This is a genomic window from Streptomyces mayteni (assembly GCF_054783955.1).
The window spans coordinates 1-18,175 of the sequence record NZ_BAAGPR010000027.1 but is presented as its reverse complement, the minus strand read 5'-3'; the positions used below and the strand labels follow the sequence as shown (position 1 = coordinate 18,175).

General features: G+C 73.2%; 13 protein-coding genes. 4 read left to right on the top strand and 9 right to left on the bottom strand.

The window, feature by feature from the left end; translation table 11 throughout:
• Positions 1-28 precede the first annotated feature (28 nt).
• Positions 29-2,176: a tetratricopeptide repeat protein gene (locus ACYVPE_RS14980; protein WP_461034062.1), complete on the top strand. Its 2,148-nt coding sequence runs from the start codon at positions 29-31 to the stop codon at positions 2,174-2,176.
• Here ACYVPE_RS14980 and ACYVPE_RS14975 read toward each other — a convergent pair.
• Together ACYVPE_RS14975 and ACYVPE_RS14970 are read right to left on the bottom strand one after the other, a co-directional pair.
• A complete protein-coding gene (locus ACYVPE_RS14975) occupies positions 2,124-3,443 on the bottom strand; it encodes a hypothetical protein (protein ID WP_461034061.1) in 1,320 nt (439 codons plus the stop codon). The two genes, ACYVPE_RS14980 and ACYVPE_RS14975, sit on opposite strands and share 53 nt — an antisense overlap.
• A gap of 808 nt (positions 3,444-4,251) precedes the next feature.
• On the bottom strand, positions 4,252-5,610 hold the full coding sequence (locus tag ACYVPE_RS14970; protein WP_461034060.1) for an NAD(P)/FAD-dependent oxidoreductase: 1,359 nt from the start codon (positions 5,608-5,610) through the stop codon (positions 4,252-4,254).
• A gap of 212 nt (positions 5,611-5,822) precedes the next feature.
• Between ACYVPE_RS14970 and ACYVPE_RS14965 the strand changes: the two genes are divergently transcribed.
• Positions 5,823-6,698: a hypothetical protein gene (locus ACYVPE_RS14965; RefSeq protein ID WP_461034059.1), complete on the top strand. Its 876-nt coding sequence runs from the start codon at positions 5,823-5,825 to the stop codon at positions 6,696-6,698.
• Positions 6,699-6,719: 21 nt separating this feature from the next.
• Here ACYVPE_RS14965 and ACYVPE_RS14960 read toward each other — a convergent pair whose 3' ends face one another.
• Complete coding sequence (locus ACYVPE_RS14960; protein ID WP_461034058.1) at positions 6,720-7,310, bottom strand: CGNR zinc finger domain-containing protein; 591 nt, start codon at positions 7,308-7,310, stop codon at positions 6,720-6,722.
• A 385-nt stretch (positions 7,311-7,695) separates the two neighbouring features.
• On the opposite strand from ACYVPE_RS14960, the gene ACYVPE_RS14955 reads away from it, so the two are divergent.
• Positions 7,696-8,373 carry a GntR family transcriptional regulator gene (locus tag ACYVPE_RS14955; protein ID WP_461034057.1) on the top strand — a complete coding sequence of 226 codons (678 nt, stop codon included), beginning with the start codon at positions 7,696-7,698 and terminating at the stop codon, positions 8,371-8,373.
• Here ACYVPE_RS14955 and ACYVPE_RS14950 read toward each other — a convergent pair.
• The 5 genes from ACYVPE_RS14950 to ACYVPE_RS14930 all read right to left on the bottom strand — a co-directional run bounded on the left by ACYVPE_RS14950 (position 8,360) and on the right by ACYVPE_RS14930 (position 16,095).
• Positions 8,360-9,802, bottom strand: coding sequence for an OFA family MFS transporter (locus ACYVPE_RS14950; RefSeq protein ID WP_461034056.1), 1,443 nt, complete (start codon positions 9,800-9,802; stop codon positions 8,360-8,362). The genes ACYVPE_RS14955 and ACYVPE_RS14950 overlap by 14 nt on opposite strands.
• Positions 9,803-9,914: 112 nt before the next feature.
• Positions 9,915-12,122: an acetate--CoA ligase family protein gene (locus tag ACYVPE_RS14945; RefSeq protein ID WP_461034055.1), complete on the bottom strand. Its 2,208-nt coding sequence runs from the start codon at positions 12,120-12,122 to the stop codon at positions 9,915-9,917.
• A 3-nt stretch (positions 12,123-12,125) separates the two neighbouring features.
• A complete protein-coding gene (gene frc / locus ACYVPE_RS14940) occupies positions 12,126-13,355 on the bottom strand; it encodes a formyl-CoA transferase (RefSeq protein WP_461034054.1) in 1,230 nt (409 codons plus the stop codon).
• 11 nt (positions 13,356-13,366) lie between these two features.
• Positions 13,367-15,061, bottom strand: coding sequence for a thiamine pyrophosphate-binding protein (locus ACYVPE_RS14935; protein ID WP_461034117.1), 1,695 nt, complete (start codon positions 15,059-15,061; stop codon positions 13,367-13,369).
• Positions 15,062-15,360: 299 nt separating this feature from the next.
• Positions 15,361-16,095, bottom strand: coding sequence for a MerR family transcriptional regulator (locus ACYVPE_RS14930; RefSeq protein ID WP_461034053.1), 735 nt, complete (start codon positions 16,093-16,095; stop codon positions 15,361-15,363).
• A 101-nt stretch (positions 16,096-16,196) separates the two neighbouring features.
• Between ACYVPE_RS14930 and ACYVPE_RS14925 the strand changes: the two genes are divergently transcribed.
• Positions 16,197-17,447, top strand: coding sequence for an erythromycin esterase family protein (locus tag ACYVPE_RS14925; RefSeq protein WP_461034052.1), 1,251 nt, complete (start codon positions 16,197-16,199; stop codon positions 17,445-17,447).
• A gap of 162 nt (positions 17,448-17,609) precedes the next feature.
• Here ACYVPE_RS14925 and ACYVPE_RS14920 read toward each other — a convergent pair.
• Positions 17,610-18,175, bottom strand: a 566-nt coding sequence (locus tag ACYVPE_RS14920; RefSeq protein ID WP_461034051.1) for a zinc-binding dehydrogenase, incomplete at its 5' end; no start/stop codon positions are given.

Sequence of the window (18,175 nt, the reverse complement as noted above, 5' to 3'; positions counted from 1 at the left end):
GTCGGGTCCTGAGGAGGGGGATGGGGCGGTGGTGGATCCCTTGTCGCTCGCGGCGATCACGGCGATGCTCGGCGCGGTCGGCCTCGGCATGGGCAACGAGGCGGGCAAGCAGCTGTCGTTGTTGATCGGCGGCCTGTTCCGGCGCGGCACCAGGGCGCCGGCCAGACCCGTCGACCTGGACGAGCTGGCGCGGCTGCTCGACGAGCGGCAGCGGGACGACCCGGCCGTGGCCCGGCAACTGGCGGACGTCGCGCGGCTCGTCAGCCGGACGCTCACCCCGGCCGGGATCCGCGCGACCCCTCAACTGCCGCCCGGCCCACGCGCGTTCCACGACCGCGAGGAGCCACTGCGCCGGCTGCGCGCCGAGGCCACCAGGCGGGCCGACGGCCGCCCGCGCCGGGTGCTGCTGCACGGCCTGGAGGGCATGGGCACCACCGCCGTCGCGCTGCGGTTCGGCGCGCGCGAGCGCGGTCGGTTCCCCGACGGCCAGCTCTACGTCGACCTGGAGGGCGAGGGCACCGGGCGCGGCCTCACCGCCGCGGCCGCCCTGCGGCACGGGCTGCGGCGGCTCGGGGTGGACCCCGAGGAGATCGCGCCCGGCACCGCCGAGCGCACGGAGCTGTTCGGCCGCCTGCTCGCCGACCGCTCGCTGCTGCTCGTCCTCGACCACGCCACCTCCGCCGCCCAGGTCGGCCCGCTGCTCACCGCCGCGCCCGACGTGCTGACCGTGGTGGTGGCCAGAAGCCGGCTGACCGGCGTCGACGCGGAGCCGGTAGCCGTCGCGCCGCTCGGCGACCGGGACGGGCGCCGGCTGCTCGCCGACCTGCTCGACGAGCGCACGCTGGCCGGGGCCAGGGAGCTCGTGCCCGAGCTGCTCGACCGCTGCGGCGGCCGGCCCTACGCGCTGCGGGCGGCGGCCGCGCGCCTCGCCCAGGGCGACCGACCAGGAGGAGGTTCCCCCGTGATCCCAGGCGACCCGGTGCGGGCCGTGCTCGACGAGAGCTACCAGAGCCTGGAGCCGGCCGCGGCCCGGCTCTACCGGCTCGCCTTCCAGTGGCCCTGGCCGGCCGTCCGCCCCGGCCTGGCGGCGGCCGCGGCCGGGCTCTCCGAACCCGAGGCCGAGCGGTCGCTCGCCGAGCTGGCGGAGCGCGGCCTGGTGGAGGCCCTGCCGGACGGCGGCCACCGCTGCCGGCCCACGGTGCGCGAGCACGCCGCGCTGACGGCCGTCCGGCAGGACGGCGTCGCCGGCGCGGCGCGGGCCGTGCGGCGGTCGGTCGAGTGGTGCCTCGACTTCGCCGCGCGGGCCAACAAGGCCGCGCTGCCCGAGCGTTGGTGGATCGCCCAGGCGCTGCGGGACGCCCCGGCCGGCGACTACCCCAGCACGGGAGCGGCCCTGGCCGCGCTGGGCGCCGAGCTCGGCAACCTGGTGCAGGCGGTGCTGGCCGCCGAGGAGTTCGGCCTCGGCGACGTCGCCTGCGCGCTCTGCGAGGCCATGTGGCCCGCGCAGCTCAAGGACGGCCGGCACGAGGAGGTGCTGCCCGCGCTGCGGGCCGGCGCCCGGGTGGCGGACGAGGTGTGCCCCGGCACCAGGATGGCGGCGCGCATGCACGTCTTCCTGGCGTTCGCGCTGATCGAGCGCCGGGAGTTCGACGAGGCCGACCGGGAGGTCACCGCGACCCTGGAGGCCGAGACGCGGGCCGGCCACCTGCGCGGCCGGGCCACCGCCGTCGAGACCCGGGGCCTGCTGCGCCTCGCGCGCTGGGAGTTCGAGGCGGCCGACGAGCTGTTCGCCCAGGCGGACGCGCTGCTCGACGGCATCGGCCCCGACGACGAGGGCGCCGCCGACCTGCCCAGGTCCCGCGCCCTGCTCCAGCGCCACCGCGGCCGCGCCCAGCGGGGCCTGGCCCAGCGCGGGCGCGACACCTGGGCCGAGGCCGAGGAGCGACTCGAGGCGGCGCTGCGGTTCTTCCGGGCGAGCAACGAGCCCTACAACACGGCCAGGACCCTGACCGACCTCGCCGAGCTCCGGCTGTTCCACGACCGGCCGGCCGACGCCCTGCCACTGATCGACGAGGCGCTGGCGGCGCTCACCGAGGAGGGGGCGCACTACCACCTCGCCCACCTCAGGGCGCTGCGCGAGCGCTGCCTCGACGCCGGGGATCCCGGGTCACCGTGACCCGGTGCGCGGTGGAGCCGGTCACCACGGTCAGCCCGTCCGACAGCTCGGCCACGTCCTTGCCGGCGGCCAGCCAGGCGTGCAACGCGGAGGCGAAGGCGGCCGGTTCCGCCCCGTCAGGAGCCGCCGTCAGCGTCAGCGGGTCGCCGCCCCTGGGCAGCGCCACGCAGGACCCGGGCCCGGTGACGTAGGCGGCCAGCGCACAGTAGGGGTGGCGGTCGAGCACCTCGGCGGCCCAGCGCTCGGGCGGCCCGAACCGGACGTCGTCAGGCGCGCCCTCCCGGAAGATCACGTCGGCCAGTTGCAGCCGGCTCGGATCGAGGGTGTCCTCGTGCACGGCCAGGTGTGACTCGCCCACCGCGGCCGGCTCGTGGGCCGGCTCCGCGTGCCGGGTCACCGCCACCTCGCCGGCGCCGAGCAGCCTGGTGCCCACGTGCAACGGCGCGGTGCGCGCCGGCGGTTGGTGGGCCGGCAGCGGCAGCGGGTCGAGGAGCGCGGGCGCCGCCGGCTCCGGCAGCCCCAGGAACCGGTAGAAGAGGCCGCGCAGCAGCTCGGCCGAGCGGCCGGGATCCGAACTCGTCAGCTCGGCAGGCCCTGGCGCCGGCCGGTGCTCGGCCAGCGCCGCCGCCACCTGCGGCAGCAGCGGCGCCCCGGCGTCCAGCCGTGGCGCCGCGCGGACGAACGCCGCGACCGGGGACTCCGGGTCGAGTCCTGCCTGGTGGGGCGCGCCGATCAGCACGGGCGTGCCGAGGGCGGCCGCGTAGTAGCTGACGGAGCCGAAGTCGCCGAGGACGACGTCGGCGGCGATGAGCGCCTGCCGCCAGTCGTGCACCGGCTCGACCAGGGTCAGTCCGCCGCGTCGCGCCCGGTCGAGCCAGATCCGGATCTGACCTGGGCCGTGGCCGTGCCAGATGTTGGGGTGCAGCACGGCGGCCACCCGGTACTCGTCGGCCGGCAGCTCGCCGGTCAGCCGCGGCAGCAGGAACGGCAGCACGTCGTCGCCGCCGTCGCCGAACAACGACTCCGGGTTCCAGGTGGAGTTGAGCAGCACGAGGCGCTGGCCGCGGCGGAGGCCGAGCGCGCGGCGGAACCGGTCCCGGTACGTCGTGCCGGCCAACAGCCGGTCGTAACACGGGTCACCGGCCAGCACCGCCCGTGGCGCGGCCAGTGGGGAGGTGGCGCGCAGCCGGTCGTGCTGCTCGGGGTGGGAGAGGACCATGGCGTCCGCGACGGGCGCGCCGTCCGCCAGCGTCCACTCCTCCGCCATCCCGAACACCGGCGCTGGCCGCTGGCCGCTGGCCGCTGGCCGCTGGCCGCTGGCCGCTGGCCGCTGGCCGCTGGCCGCTGGCCAGTCTCTTATTGTAGCCAACCCCATGCGACAGTACGACCAAATGCCCCCCAAATGACCGGAGTTGGCCACCGAAGCTCGCCGACACCGCCAGGTCGACCGGCGTCTCGACCGCCTGCTCCCACGGCAGCACCGGAACCCCGACCTCGGCCAGCAGTTCGTCGACCCCGGCCCCGAACGGCGAGGACCCGACGTGCGTCGCCAGCAGCTGCACCCGGAGGTCGTCGCGGAAGAGCGGCAGCACGTCGAGCAGCCGGGTCGCCGAGGTCACGTTGTGCACGATCAGCAGCACCCGCCGGCAGCGCCCCCGGCTCGCCCAGCGTTCCGCGCCCGCCCCGACCGGCACCCGGAGCCACCCGGCCAGGTCCCGCACGTCGCTCGCCACCCGGCATTCCCCCCTCGTTCGCTCCCGGGGCACAGCCCGGCCAGACGCGCACCTAGGCCCTGTCCTGCCGATCTTGCCGGGCCCGCGACGCCAGCTACGGCGCCTCACTGCGTTACCGAATCGCGCGAATACGGCCAAGTATGAGCTGCGCTGCGGTCGATGTGCGGCTCCGCCGCGTGGGGCGCCTTGCGATGCACCGCATCTGGGGGTACTCCCCCAAGCACTCCGTGCAGGGGGCACCCCCACCCAGGCCGCCAGGCCTGGGGGAGCCAAGGGCTGATCCGACAAGATCGACAGGACAGGACCTAACCGGATCCGCGCGCCCCGCCGCCGGCAGGGCCGTCAGCGGCGGGTGCGGGCTCGGACCTCGGCCGGGCTGAGGTAGGCGTCGGTCTGTTCGAACTCGCGGACGGTGCCGGAGTGTTCGCCGAGGAAGCCGATGCGCACGAAGTCGTCGCCGAACGCCGCGTTGAGCAGCCAGTTGGCGCCGGTGCGGAAGCGGGCCGCGCCGGTCGGCAGCGTCGCGAGGTGGTAGCCGCGGGCGACCAGCTGGGCTGGCGCTCCGGTGAGTTGGATGCCGAGCGGCTTGGAGACGGCCTCCCGGCCGCCGAGGTCCACGACCAGGCCGAGGTCCCGGTGCCGGTAGGGGGTGAGCGGGCGGCCGCGGAGTCGCGCCGTCAGGTTCTCGGCGGCGTGCCGGCCCTGCCTGGCGGCGTGCTGCGCGGTGGGGACGCAGACCGCGCCGTCGCCCTTGACCAGGTCGGGCACGGCGGCCGCGTCGCCGAGCGCCAGCACCCCGGCGAGCCCCGGCACGGTGAAGTCGGGGTTGGCGGCGATCCGGCCGCGCACGGTCTCGCAGCCGAGCGAGTCGACGAGCGGGCTGGCGGCCACCCCGGCCGTCCAGACCAGGGTGCGCGAGGGCAGCGTGCGCCCGTCGGTGAGGGTGATCGCCTCCGGCGTGACGGCCTGGACCGTGGTGCCGAGCGAGACGTGCACCCCGCGCTGCCGCAGCAGCCGCAGCGCGTCCGCGCCCAGCTTCTCGCCCAGCTCGGGCAGCAGCTTGGGGGCGACGTCGACCAGGTGCCAGCGGATCAGGTCGCCGTTGAGCCGGGGGAAGTAGCGCCGGGCGGCCGCGGCGGTGACGCGCTGCAGGCCGGCCAGCGTCTCGGTGCCGGCGTAGCCGCCGCCGACCACCACGAACTGGAGCCTGGCGGCCCGCTCGGCCTCGTCCATGGTGGCGGCGGCGAGGTCCAGCTGGGCGATGACGTGGTCGCGCAGGAAGGCCGCCTGGGCGAGCGTCTTCATGCCGCGGGCGTTCTCCCGCAGCCCTGGGATGTCGAAGGAGCGGGTGACGCTGCCCGGGCTGAGCACCAGGTGGTCGTAGCGGAGGTCCACCGTGTCGCCGGTGATCTTCCTGACCACGACGATCCTGGCGCGCGGGTCGACGCCGATCGCCCGGCCGGGCACCAGGTCGGTGCGGCGCAGGATCCGGCGCAGCGAGGGCGCGACCGACTGCGGGGTGACCACGCCGGCCGCCACGTGTGGCAGCAGCGGCAGGTAGAGCTGGTAGTCGGTGGGGCTGATCAGGGTGATCATCGCCTCGTCGACGCGCAGCCGGCGTTCGAGGCGCCGGGCGCACTCCACCCCGGCGAAGCCGCCGCCGACGATCACGATGCTCGGCCTGCCGTTCGGTGTACCCATAGCTGGTTCCCTCTGCGCCGGTGCCGCTGGCGGGCGGTGCCCTGGGGCCCAGGCTGACACGGGGGCGCGGGCCCTGCCAGCGCAGCGCGGCCGGCCCGGGGACCCCGCGGGCCGGGTGCCGCGGACTGTGGGCAAGAGGAAGGCAACCCTTTGCCCCCTCGGCGGCCACTCACAGATGGCCGTACACCCCCACCCCACAGAGAGGAACACGCATGCCACGACGCACCCGTGCCCGCCTCCGCCGCTTATGGCGATCGGGCCTGGTCGCGGCGCTGACGATGGTCGTCGCCGCGGTGTTCGCCAGCCCCTCGGCGGCCGCGAACCGGCAGGCCGACCACCCATCCCCCGACTGGACCCCGCCGACCCAGTACGCGCAGGGCCTGGACGAGGTCTGGCGCCACATGGAAAGCACCTACGGCAACCTGCTCGGCTTCCGCAACTACGGCTGGGACCAGCTGATGGCCAACGGCGGCCGGCTCCAGTACTGCGTCCGCTGGGAGTCCAACACGCCGGTGACGGCGCAGATGCGCGACCAGATCAACGCGTCGATCCAGCGGCAGTGGTCCAAGTGGTTCGACGGACTGCGCGGCTGGGGGAACTTCCCCTACGCCTCGGTGCCGGTGCAGGTGGTCGGCTGGGCCGCGCGGGACCGCTCGCTCCTGCAGTGGAACGACAACTCGGTCGACCTCTACATCGGCAACCTGGACGGCGCCGGCGCCCCACGCTGCGCCCCGGCCTGCGACCGCTTCTACCACCAGGACGGCAACTACTCGCAGTGTCCGGGCGGCGCGGCGCGCCACTTCGACCAGTCGCTGTGGCTGACCGACGGGTTCGGCGGCGGAGCCGGCGGCGACTGGGGCCAACGCATGGGCCGCGAGTACTACATGGGCGCCATCAACCAGGACAACATCCATATTCTGCTCCACGAGATGGGGCACACCCTGGGGCTCGACGACTTCTACGACTGGACGCCCACCGGAGTCAGCAACTTCCTGATGCGGGCGGGCAGCGCGACCCAGATCACCGAGTTCGACCGGTGGATGTCCCGGGACTTCTGGCGGCATCTGCGCAGCCGCTACGGGCTCTAGCCCGGGGCCCCTCGGGGCCGTTCAGACCCGCGCCGAGCCGTGCCTGGCCTGATGACGGCGGGCCTTGAGACGGTTTCCGCAGCGGGCCATCGAGCACCAGCGGCGGTTGTGCGCCGGGGAGCGGTCGAGGAAGCGCAGCGCGCAGCGCTCCGCGCCACAGACCCGTACCCGGCGCACGGCCGGCGCCAGCACCAGATCGATAGCGTCCTGGGCCACCAGGCCCAGGGCGGCGGCCGGGTCCCCGGCCGCGCTGGTCGCCGTACCGGGCGTCAACCCTTCCCTGCCCATGACGAGTTGACGCACCGGTGCGGGGGCGGCCGAGCCCGCCTCGTTGATCAGCGCGACATCGCCGGGGCCCGGCAGTCCGCCGTCCCGCACGGCCAGCACGGTGCGGTCGATCGCCTCCCGCAGCCGGTGCGCCAGGGGCAGCAGCCCGGTGGGGGGCTCGACGGGCGACCGTTCGGGGAGCAGCCCGGCGCCGGCCAGCCAGCGCTCCAACTCGGCGGGCTCGGGCAGCGTCTCGCGCGGGGCCCGCCAGCGGTCGGCCAGCGTGTTGACGAAGTCGAGGCAGACCCTGCCACCGTCCCGGATCCACCTGTCGCCCGCCACCATGTCCCCCATTCTGCACGGCCGTTCGCGGAGTTGGCCGGGCGTGGAGTTGGCGGGGCGCGGAGTTGACGGGGGCCGGACGGCGCAGGGGGCGCAACCCGCCGTCCGGCCCCCTCCGGTGTGCGTGGACGGGGAAGCGGCGCACCGAAGGCGCCCCCGGCCGCGTACACGATCTGGGGAGTGGCCTCCCGAAGCCGACCTGGTCGGCCACGAAAAGCGTCTACGGTATTCAGAAAGTGCGAGTGAAGCGTGTGCGTGTGAAGCAGATCACGCGTCCGTCCCGGCCCGTGAGGTCCGTCACCCTCGTACCCTGGAGTCACAGGATCCTGTAGACGAAATGCAATCGGGAAGCATGGTCGGTTCGCTGGCCTTCGGGAGGGATGCGGCGATGCTGTCCAAGGGCCTCACACAGGGCACCGTCCCCCGGCTCGAGCGGCCAGGCCCGCTGCGCGAGCGGGTGTACGAGACCCTGCTCGAGCTCATCACGACCCGGGCGCTCCGCCCCGGACAGCACCTGGTGGAGAGCGAGTTGGCCACCCACCTCGGCGTGAGCCGGCAGCCCGTGCGCGAGGCGCTGCAACGGCTCAGCACCGAGGGCTGGGTCGATCTGCGGCCCGCCCAGGGCGCGTTCGTGCACGAGCCGACCGACGAGGAGGCCGACCAGCTGCTCACCGTCCGCACCCTGCTGGAGGGCGAGGCCGCCCGGCTGGCCGCCGGGCGGGCCGACGCCGAGGGCATCGCCGTCCTCGAGGAGCTGTGCGACCACGGCGAGGCCGCCGCCCGCGCGGCGAACGTGGAGAGCGTCATAGAGCTCAACACCCGCTTCCACGCCGCCGTGTTGGAGATCGCGGCCAACGCCGTGCTGGCCGAGCTGATCGGCCAGGTGGGCCGCCGGGTGCGCTGGTACTACGCGCCCGTCGCGCGGCAGCGCGGCATGGCGTCGTGGATCGAGCACCGCGAGCTGATCGCCGCCCTCAGGGAGGGGGACGGCGAGGGCGCCACCCGGATCATGCGCCAGCACACCGAGCACACCCGGCGTTCCTACCATGAGCTCAGATCCTCCTGACCTCCTCGGGCACCGGCTCGGCGAGCTCGGCCCCCTCCACGTCCCGGCTGATGGGTTGGGGGTTGGGCGCGATGTCGCGGAGCCGCTGCCGGCCTGGCTGGCCCGGCTGTCGCAGCGTCAGGGAGAGCGCCGCGGAGAACAGGCCGATGGAGCCGGCCATGATGAACGCGCCCTCGTAGTCCCAGGCTCCGATCACGATGGCGCCCATGCCGGAGCCGAGCAGGCCGCTGACCAGCTTCGAGCTGTACACCATCCCGTAGTTGGTGGCGTTGTGGTTCTCCCCGAAGAAGTCCGCGGTCATCGCGGCGAACAGCGGGAAGATCGCGCCGCCGCCGAAGCCGGAGATCATCGAGAAGAACAGGAACAGCGGCATGTTGCCGATGGATCCCGACCACAACACGCCGAACTGCGCGAGCCCCAGCACGACGCAGACGAACGTCAGGGTCTGGCGCCGGCCGTAGAGGTCGGATATCCAGCCGATGACGCCGCGCCCGGTGCCGTTGACGATGGCCTTCAACGACATCGCCGTGGCCACGATCCCGCCCGCGAAGCCCATGTCGTCGCCGAACGGCACCTGGAAGGCGATGCCGAAGATGTTCACGCCCGCGGTGCACAGCAGGCAGAACCACATCAGGTAGAGCACCGGCGTGCGCCTGGCCTCCGCCGGGGTGTACTGCCGCACGGCCGGCGGGTTCTTCCGCAGCGCCCTGGCGGTCCTGGCGTCGGTGTGCTTCTGCAGCGGGTCGACGTGCTCGGGCCACCAGTTCTTCGGCGGGTCCTTGAAGAACAGGCCGCTCACGCCGACCACGAGCAGCGCGTACACGCCGACCCAGTCGAGCACCACGGTGTAGTTGTCGGCGTCCATGTACGAGGTGAAGATGAACACGAAGGGCACCGCGCCGTAGGCGAAACCGCCGTTGACGAAGCCGGTCTTGCCGCCCTTCCGTTCCGGATACCACTTGCCCACCATGTTCACGCTGGTCGCGTAGACGAAACCGGCGCCGGAGCCACCGAAGAAGCCGAAGCCCAGGTAGGCCCAGAACACGTTGGGCGCGTGGCTCAGCGCCAGGAAGCCCAGGAAGGCGCCGAGCGCGCCGAGGAGCATCGCGGAGCGGGCCGAGAGCTTCTCGCTCTCCCGCCACTGCCCCACCGGGAAGGCCACCGCCGCCTGGAAGAACACCCAGACGCTCAGCAGCCAGAAGATGTTGGTCGAGGACCAGCCGTGCGCGTCGTGCAGAGTGTCCTCGGCCGCGCCGAAAGCGTACTCGCAGATGCTGATGCCCATCATGGCGATCCACGGCAGCAGCACCATCGTCCAACGCGGCCGGCCCATGATGTCCCGGTCGGACTCGCCGACCCGGTAGACCCGCCCGTTGGCGTCCGTCACTTCGCGGAATCGCGCCGTCGCCGGCGCGTTCGCTGTGCTCATAACGATTCCCTCGCGTCCGAAGAGTCTGGTCAGCGCCCCCTGTCCGGTTCTCTTCGCCGCCGGCTCCCCGCGCGTGGCGCGCGCGGGGGGCCAGCATGCTGAGGTGGTGCCGTCAGCCCGAGGGGGTGGCCCCCTTGGGCAGCAGCAGCCCCGCCGCCCGTGCCCACTGGTACTTCGCACCCAGCGCGGCCACGGGCTTCTCCGTGGTGTACGGATAGGCGACGACGCCGCGCTCGAAGAGGTAGGCGGAGGCCGCCTCCACCTCGGTGTCTCCGGCGAGCGACGCCACGACGGGCTTGGTGATCCCCCGGTCCCTGAACTCGCCGACCACCCGCGCCGTCAGCTCCGCGAAGACCATGGGCGGAGTGACGATGGTGTGCCAGTAGCCCAGGACCAGGGCGTGGATGCGCGGGTCCTCGAGGCCGAGCCTGATGGTGGCCTCGTAGGTGGACGGCGGCTCGCCGCCGGTGATGTCCACCGGGTTGCCCGCTGCCCCGAAGGGCGGGATGAACCTGCGGAACGCCTCGTCCAGGTCGGGCGGGATCGTCATCAGGCTCAGTCCGTTGTCCACCACCGCGTCGGACAGCAGCACGCCCGAGCCGCCCGCGCCGGTGATGATGACGACGTTGTCGCCCTTGGGTGCCGGCAGCACCGGCAGTGCCCTGGCGTACTCCAACATGTCCGCCAGGCCGGGCGCGCGGACCACGCCCGCCTGCCGCAGGATGTCGTCGTAGACCGCGTCGTCGCCCGCCAGCGCCCCCGTGTGGGAGCCGGCGGCGCGGGCGCCTAGCGCGGTGCGACCGGCCTTGAGGACCACGATCGGCTTCCTCGGCACCGTCGCCCTGGCAGCCTCCACGAAGGCCCGGCCGTCCTTGAGGTCCTCCAGGTGCATCGCGATGCAGTCGGTGTTCTCGTCCTCCCCGAAGTAGGTGAGCAGGTCGTCCTCGTCCAGGTCCGACTTGTTGCCGAGCCCGACGATCGCGGAGACACCGGTGTTGGTGGTGCGGGCGAACCCGAGGATCGCCATGCCGATGCCGCCGCTCTGCGAGGTCAGCGCCACCCCGCCCTTGACGTCATAGGGGGTGCAGAAGGTGGCGCACAGGTCCTGCCAGGTGGAGTAGTAGCCGTAGATGTTGGGGCCGAGCAGCCGGACGCCGTGCTCCTCGGCGATGGCCACCACCCGGTCCTGGAGCTCGTGTTCGCCGGTCTCGGCGAAGCCGGAGGGGATCAGCACCGCGTTGGGGATGCCCTTCCTGCCCACCTCCTCGAGCGCGGCCGGCACGAACTTCGCCGGGATCGCGAAGACCGCCACGTCCACCTCGGCCGAGATGTCCAGCACGCTGCGGTACGCCTTGCGGCCCTCGATGTCGTCGGCCCGCGGGTGCACCGGGAGGATGTCGCCCGCGAAGCCGCCGTCGATGAGGTTGCGCATCACCGAGTTGCCGATCTTGCCGCGCTCCGCCGAGGCGCCGATCACCGCCACCGCGCGGGGCTTCATCAGCCGCCGCATGGTGGACAGGATCTCCTCCCGCGCGTACCTGCGGCGCTGCTTCGGCATCTCGCCGGCCAGCACGATCCGCACGTCCGCGACCACCGCGCCGGACGGCGTGGCGATCACCGGGTTGAGGTCCACCTCGGCGATCTCGGGGAAGTCGTCGACCAGCCGGGAGACCCGGACGATCTGCCCGGAGAGGGCCTCCCGGTCGACCGGCGGCGCGCCCCGCACCCCGCGCAGCACCTCGGCCGCGCCGATGCCGTCGAGCATGGACAGCGCGTCGGCGCGGGTGGCGGGGGCGAGCCGGAAGGTGATGTCCTTCAGCACCTCGACCAGCACCCCGCCGAGCCCGAACGCGACCACCTTGCCGAACGTCGGGTCGGTCACGGCGCCGACGATGACCTCCTGTCCTGGCGGCAGCATCCGCTGCACCTGGACGCCGGCGATCCTGGCCTCCTGGTCGTAGGCCCTGGCGTTCGCCACGATGGTGGCGAACCCCTTCCGCACCTCGGCGCCGTCGATCACGTCCACCAGCACGCCGCCCGCGTCGCTCTTGTGCGAGATGTCGGGGGAGACGATCTTGAGCACCACCGGGAAGCCGATCCGGTCGGCGAGCGCGACGGCCTCGTCGGCGGTCTCGGCCACCCCCTCGGCCGGGGTGGCGATCCCGTAGGCGTCCGCGATCAGCTTCCCCTCGGGGGCGGTGAGCACGGTCCGGCCCTCGGCGCGCACCGCGTCGAGCAGGTCGCGTACGGCCTGCCGCGCGTGCGGATCCGGCGACACCGATTCGTCGGGTTCCGCGTTCTCCGTGGTCTCGGTGGTCATCGGTCAGATCACTCCATTCGCCGCGAGGAGCTGGAACTCCTCGTCGTCCAGGCCGAGTTCGCCCCGGTAGATGTCCTCGTTGTGCTCGCCGAGCAGCGGGGAGCGCTCGACGTCGACGGGGGAGTCGGAGAGCTTGAGCGGGCTGCCGACGGTGGTGAACCGGCCGCGCTGGGGGTGGTCGACCTCGACGATCATCTCGTTGTCGGCCAGGCTGCCGTCGGCGATGATCTCCTCGGTGGAGAGGATCGGGCCGCAGGGGATGTTGTGCGCGTTCAGCCGCTCCAGCACCTCCCACTTGGGCAGGGTGCTCGACCACTCCTCGATCAGCTGGAACATCTTGGCCAGCTTCGGCAGCCGGGCCGCCGGGGTGGCCCACTCCGGGTCGTCCCTGAGCTCCGGGCGGCCGATCAGCTCGGTGATCGGCGCCCAGCCGACCGGCTGCACGATCACATAGACGTAGTCGTTGGGGCCGCCGGGCGCGCACCTGACCGCCCAGCCGGGCTGCCCGCCGCCCGAGGCGTTGCCGGAGCGCGGCACCTCGGTGCCGAAGTCCGTGTTCGGGTACTCGGCCAACGGGCCGTGCGCCAGCCGCTGTTGGTCGCGGAGCTTGACCCGGCAGAGGTTGAGCACCGCGTGCTGCATGGCCACGTTGACCCGCTGGCCGCGCCCGGTGGCGTGCCGCTGGTAGAGGGCGGCCAGGATGGCGGCCACGCAGTGGATGCCGGTGCCCGAGTCGCCGATCTGCGCCCCGGTGGCCAGCGGCGGGCCGTCCTCGAAGCCGGTGGTGGACATCGAGCCGCCCATCGCCTGGGCCACCACCTCGTACGCCTTGAACCTGGTGTACGGGCCCTCGCCGAAGCCCTTGATGCTGGCGTAGACCAGCCGCGGGTTGATCTCGCTGATCCGCTCCCAGGAGAAGCCGAGCCGGTCGAGGGCGCCGGGGCCGAAGTTCTCCACCAGCACGTCGAACCGGCCGATCAGCTCCGTCAACAGCTCCTTGCCGCGTGGGGACTTGAGGTTGAGGGTGATGCTGCGCTTGTTGCAGTTGAGCATCGTGAAGTAGAGGCTGTCCACGTCCGGCAGGTCGCGCAGCTGCTGCCGGGTGATGTCGCCCGTGAGGGCCTCCAGCTTGACCACGTCGGCGCCGAGCCAGGCGAGCATCTGGGTCGCCGACGGCCCGGACTGGACGTGCGTCATGTCCAGGATCCGTACGCCTTCGAGTGCCTTGGCCATCGTCGGCCTCCTCACTTGTACATGGTCTGGTTCATGGTTCCGGGGGCGTAGGCGTCCGGGTCCACCCACACGTTGATCAGCGACGGCTTGCCGGACTCGCGGGCGCGCCGCAGTGCCGGCGCGATGTCCGCCGGGTCCCTGACCTCCTCGCCGTAGCCGCCGAGCATCCTGGCGAACTGGTCGAACGGCACGTCGCCGAGCGTGTTGCCGACCCGCTCGCGGGCGTCCCCGTACTTGGCCTTCTGGCCGTAACGGATCTGGTTCATCGACGAGTTGTTGCCGACGATGCCGACGAACGGCAGGTCGAAGCGGACCAGCGTCTCGAAGTCCCAGCCGGTGAGCGAGAACGCGCCGTCGCCGAAGAGCGCCACCACCTCGGCCTCCGGGCGGGCGTGCTTGGCGGCCATCACGAACGGGATGCCGACGCCGAGCGTGCCGAGCGGTCCTGGGTCCATCCAGTGGCCTGGCGTCTTCGGCTGCACCACCTGCCCGGAGAAGGTGACGATGTCGCCGCCGTCGCCGATGTAGATGGAGTCCTCGGTGAGGAAGTCGTTGATCTCGCTGACCAGCCGGTACGGGTGGATCGGCGAGGCGTCGGAGCGCAGCTGCGGCAGCCGCTTCTCGATGGCCTTGGCCTCCACGGCGCGCAGCTCGTCGAGCCACTCCTTGCGGCGCGAGCCACCGCCGTTGAGCCGGCCGCTCGCGGACTCGGCCACGGCGGCCAGGATCAGCCCCGGGTCGCCGACGATCCCGAGGTCGACGTCGCGGTTCTTGCCCACCGTCCGGTAGTCGAGGTCGATCTGGACCACGGTGGCGGCGGGGGAGAGGCGCTTGCCGTAGCCCATCCGGAAGTCGAACGGGGTGCCGACGATGACGATGACGTCCGCGTTGGTGAACGCGTGCCGGCGGGAGAGCTGGAAGTGGTTCGGGTCGCCGGGCGGCAGGGTGCCGCGGCCCGCGCCGTTCATGTAGGCGGGCAGGTTGAGCTGCCTGACCAGGTCGATCGCCGGCTTGGTGGCCCGCGACGTCCACACCTGGCTGCCGAGCAGGATCGCCGGCTTCTCCGCGTGGACCAGCAGGTCGGCCAGCCGCTCCACGGCGGCCGGGTCGCCGGCGGTCCTGGTGGAGGCGCGGTAGCCGCCGGCCTTGGGCACCCTGGCCTTCTCGACCGGCACCCTGGCGTCCAGCACGTCGCGCGGGATCTCCAGGAACGACGGCCCGGGCGCGCCGTGGTAGCACTCGCGGAAGGCCATCGACACCAGGTCGGCCACCCGTTCCGTGACCGGCACCGTGGCGGCGAACTTGGTGATGGGGGTCATCATGTCGACATGGGGCAGGTCCTGGAGCGAGCCCATCTTGTGCTGGCTGTGGGCGCCCTGACCACCGATCAGCAGCATCGGGCTCTCGGCCCGGAACGCGTTGGCCACGCCGGTGACCGCGTCCGTGGTGCCGGGGCCCGCGGTGACCACCGCGCAGCCCGGCTTCCCGGTGATCCGGGCGTGTCCGTCCGCGGCGTGCGCGGCGACCTGCTCGTGCCGCACGTCGATGACGTCGATGCCCTCGTCGACGCAGCCGTCGTAGATGTCGATGATGTGGCCGCCGCAGAGGGTGTAGATGGTGTCCACACCCTCGTTCTTGAGGGCCTTGGCGACCAGGTGCCCACCTGATATGAGCTGTTCCGAGGTGTCCGGGGTGTCCTTGGGCATGACCAGTTCCGTCCCTTCGTTCGACGCGATGGTCGGGGCCATGGTTTATTGCATACAGTCGACGAATACTGTATGTACCCGTTATCTCGCATCGACTGGGCGGTGTCCAGGGGCTGTTGGCAGATTCTCGCCAGAGCTTTGCCGAGACGGCCTGCCGGCCTGAGCGGTTCGAAGGCCCACGCGTTCGCGGCGGGTTGGCCGACCAGGCGCGCCCCTGGCGCGGGGTGCCGCGCCAAACTCCGCGCTGATGCGGGGGCGTTGAGCCGGCGAACGCGCCCCGGAGGGCGCGCTGGCCGACGTCACATCGGCCGGTCGCGTTCCTCGGCCACGTCCGACCTGCCGTTGGCTGTCCGCGTTTCCAGCGGAGCGCTGAGGTATCGGTCGAGCTCAGCGGCAGCGTTGAGCATGGCCAGGGCGCGGGAATGGAGGCGGTCGCGGCGTTCGGCGATCGCCGCCGCGGCCGAGGTGGGGGACGGGGCGTCGCGCAACTCGGCGAGCAGCGGCGCGATCTGGGGGAGAAGGTACCCGCTGCGCCGCAGTTGGTGAACCAGGTGCGCGTCCCGCACGTCGCTCGGCGCGTAGACCCGGTAGCCGGTGGCGGGATCCCGCGCCGGGCGCAGCAGGCCGCACCGCTCCCAGCGGCGCAGGGTGGCGGGCCGCAGGCCGAGCTGGTGGGCCAGCGCACCGACCGTGGCCGGCCGCCCGCGCGGCGCCGGGGCCAGCTCGCGCAGCGCCTGCTCGATCGCGTCCAACGTCCGCCGGTCGGTGAGCAGCTCGGCGTGGCCGCGGTCCACCACGGTCAGGGCCTCGGCGGTCCGCCCCGCGTTGACCAGCGTCATGATCTCCCGCGCCGACGCGTGGCCATGGGCCGGGACCAGGGCCAAGAAGGCCCGCAGCGCGGCCGCGTGCCCGGACGTGTAGCGGCGGTAACCGGACGGGCTGCGCTCGGCTGGCGGCAGGATGCCGGCCGCCTCGTAGTTGCGGACCGCCTGCCCGGAAAGACCGTACGGCCGAGCCAGGTCCACCGGCCTCATGAGCGCCCCGCCTCTCTCACCCGGGTTGAAGCTTTTCGCCGTTGTTACCGGCTTTTCGCGGACCAAGTTTAAACCGTTACATCAACGATAGCGTGAAAGCCATGGCAACCGACGAGTTGATATACCCGGCCCTCGCGCGCTTCCTCGACGAGCGGCCGCACCCGCCCCGGGTGCTGGGGCTCGGCGAGCCGGTGCACGGCGTGGACACCTTCCTGCGCCTCCGTGACGAGCTGCTCCACGGGCTCGTCGCGCGCCGGCGGACCCGCTGCGTGGCTCTGGAGTCCGACTGCCTCGCCGGACACCTGGTCGACGACCACGTCCGCGGCGGCGACGGTCACCTCGACCAGGTGCTGGCCGACGGCATCACCCACGGCTGGGGGGCCTGGGCCGGTAACCGGGCGCTGGTGGAGTGGCTCGCCGCGCACAACCGCGCGCGGCCGCTGGCCGAGCAGGTGCGGTTCGCCGGCTTCGACGCGCCGACCGAGATCACCGGCGCCGAGAGCCCCCGCGCAGCCCTGTGGTCCCTGCACGCCTTCCTGACCGCACACCTTCCCGCCGAGCCGCACCCCTGGAGCCGGATCGACGCGCTGCTCGGCGACGACGACCGGTGGACCAACCCCGACGTGATGTACGAGCCCACCCGGGGCGTGGGCCGGTCGGCGGAGGCCCGCGAACTGCGCGCGATCGCCGACGACCTCCGCTGGCTGCTCGCCTCGGCGGTGCCCCGCCTCGCGGCCCAGGGCGCGGACGGCACGGCGGAGGCGCTGTTCGACGCCGAACTCGCCGCCCGCACCGCCGCCGGCCTGCTCGCCTACCATGCCGTCCTGGCCGGGACCGACCACCACGAGCGGCTGACGAACGCCATCGGAATCCGCGACACGATGATGGCGGCCAACCTCGAAGCGCTCGCCGCCCGCGACCACGACCATGGCCCCGTGCTGGCCTTCGCCAGCAACCAGCACCTGCGGCGCGGCACCGCGTGGATGCGGATGGGCGGCGTGGACCTGTGGTGGAGCCCCGCCGGCGCCCACCTCGCCCGCGCACTCGGCCCCGAGTACGTCACCATCGCGATCGCGATCGGCTCCGCGCCGCACCTCGGCATCCACGAGCCGCCGGCCGACACCGTGGAGGGCCGCCTACTGGCCGCCGGCCCTTCGGCTCCCCGGCTGGTGCCCGCCGCCGAACTGGTCGAACTGGTGGCCGGGGCCACAGCCCTGACGAAGCGCCCAGCCGAGTACTTCGCCTACTTCCCGCTCGACCCGGACGCGCTCGACGACTTCGACGCGGTGCTGTTCCTGCCGCGCCTCGAACCGTCGGAGGACGACGTGGTGTTCCGGCCGGACGGGTCCTAGGGCCTGTCTTTTGGATCTCCGTGGATCAGGCCGCGGCGTCAGATGCGGTGCATCGCAAGGCGCCGGATCGCAGCTCATACTTGGCCGTATTCGCGCGATTCGGTAACGCAGCGAGGTGCCGTGTATGGCGTCGCGGCCCCACGAAGATCCGGAAGACAGGCCCTAGGGGCGCAGCACGATCTTCCCGCGCGCGTGGCGGCTCTCGCTCAACTCGTGGGCGGCGGCCGCCTCGGCCAGCGGGAAGACCGCCGCCACCGGCACCCGCAGCCGGCCCTCGGCGGCGAGCGCCACCGCGGCCCGCAGCCCGTGCACGGCCAGCGGGTCGGCCTCGCCCACGGCCTCCCCGTCCATCTCCTTCACCGGGGCCCCGTGCGACAGGTGCACGCCGTGGGCCGCCGCGCCGAGGTCGGCGACGGTCACCACCCGGGCCGTGTCGCCGGCGATGCCGATCAGCTCGGGCAGGGCGCCGCCGGCGCAGTCGAGCACCGCGTCCACCCCGGCAGGCGCCAGCGCCGCGACCCGCTCGGCCAGCCCTTCGCCGTAGGTGGTGGGGGTCGCGCCGAGCGACCGCAGGAGGTCGTGGTTGCGCTCACTCGCCGTGCCGAGGACGGTCGCGCCGCGCGCCGCGGCGAGCTGGACGGCGACGGTGCCGACCCCGCCGGCCGCGCCGCGCACCAGCACGGTCTGGCCGGCGCCGGCGCCGGCGCCGAGCCGGTCGAGGTGACCGG

Coding starts and splice junctions, on each gene's coding strand:
- ACYVPE_RS14975 (WP_461034061.1), bottom strand. CDS start 3,443: ATGGCGGAGGAGTGGACGCTGGCGGACGGCGCGCCCGTCGCGGACGCC.
- ACYVPE_RS14970 (WP_461034060.1), bottom strand. CDS start 5,610: ATGGGTACACCGAACGGCAGGCCGAGCATCGTGATCGTCGGCGGCGGC.
- ACYVPE_RS14965 (WP_461034059.1), top strand. CDS start 5,823: ATGCCACGACGCACCCGTGCCCGCCTCCGCCGCTTATGGCGATCGGGC.
- ACYVPE_RS14960 (WP_461034058.1), bottom strand. CDS start 7,310: ATGGTGGCGGGCGACAGGTGGATCCGGGACGGTGGCAGGGTCTGCCTC.
- ACYVPE_RS14955 (WP_461034057.1), top strand. CDS start 7,696: ATGCTGTCCAAGGGCCTCACACAGGGCACCGTCCCCCGGCTCGAGCGG.
- ACYVPE_RS14950 (WP_461034056.1), bottom strand. CDS start 9,802: ATGAGCACAGCGAACGCGCCGGCGACGGCGCGATTCCGCGAAGTGACG.
- ACYVPE_RS14945 (WP_461034055.1), bottom strand. CDS start 12,122: ATGACCACCGAGACCACGGAGAACGCGGAACCCGACGAATCGGTGTCG.
- frc (WP_461034054.1), bottom strand. CDS start 13,355: ATGGCCAAGGCACTCGAAGGCGTACGGATCCTGGACATGACGCACGTC.
- ACYVPE_RS14935 (WP_461034117.1), bottom strand. CDS start 15,061: ATGCCCAAGGACACCCCGGACACCTCGGAACAGCTCATATCAGGTGGG.
- ACYVPE_RS14930 (WP_461034053.1), bottom strand. CDS start 16,095: ATGAGGCCGGTGGACCTGGCTCGGCCGTACGGTCTTTCCGGGCAGGCG.
- ACYVPE_RS14925 (WP_461034052.1), top strand. CDS start 16,197: ATGGCAACCGACGAGTTGATATACCCGGCCCTCGCGCGCTTCCTCGAC.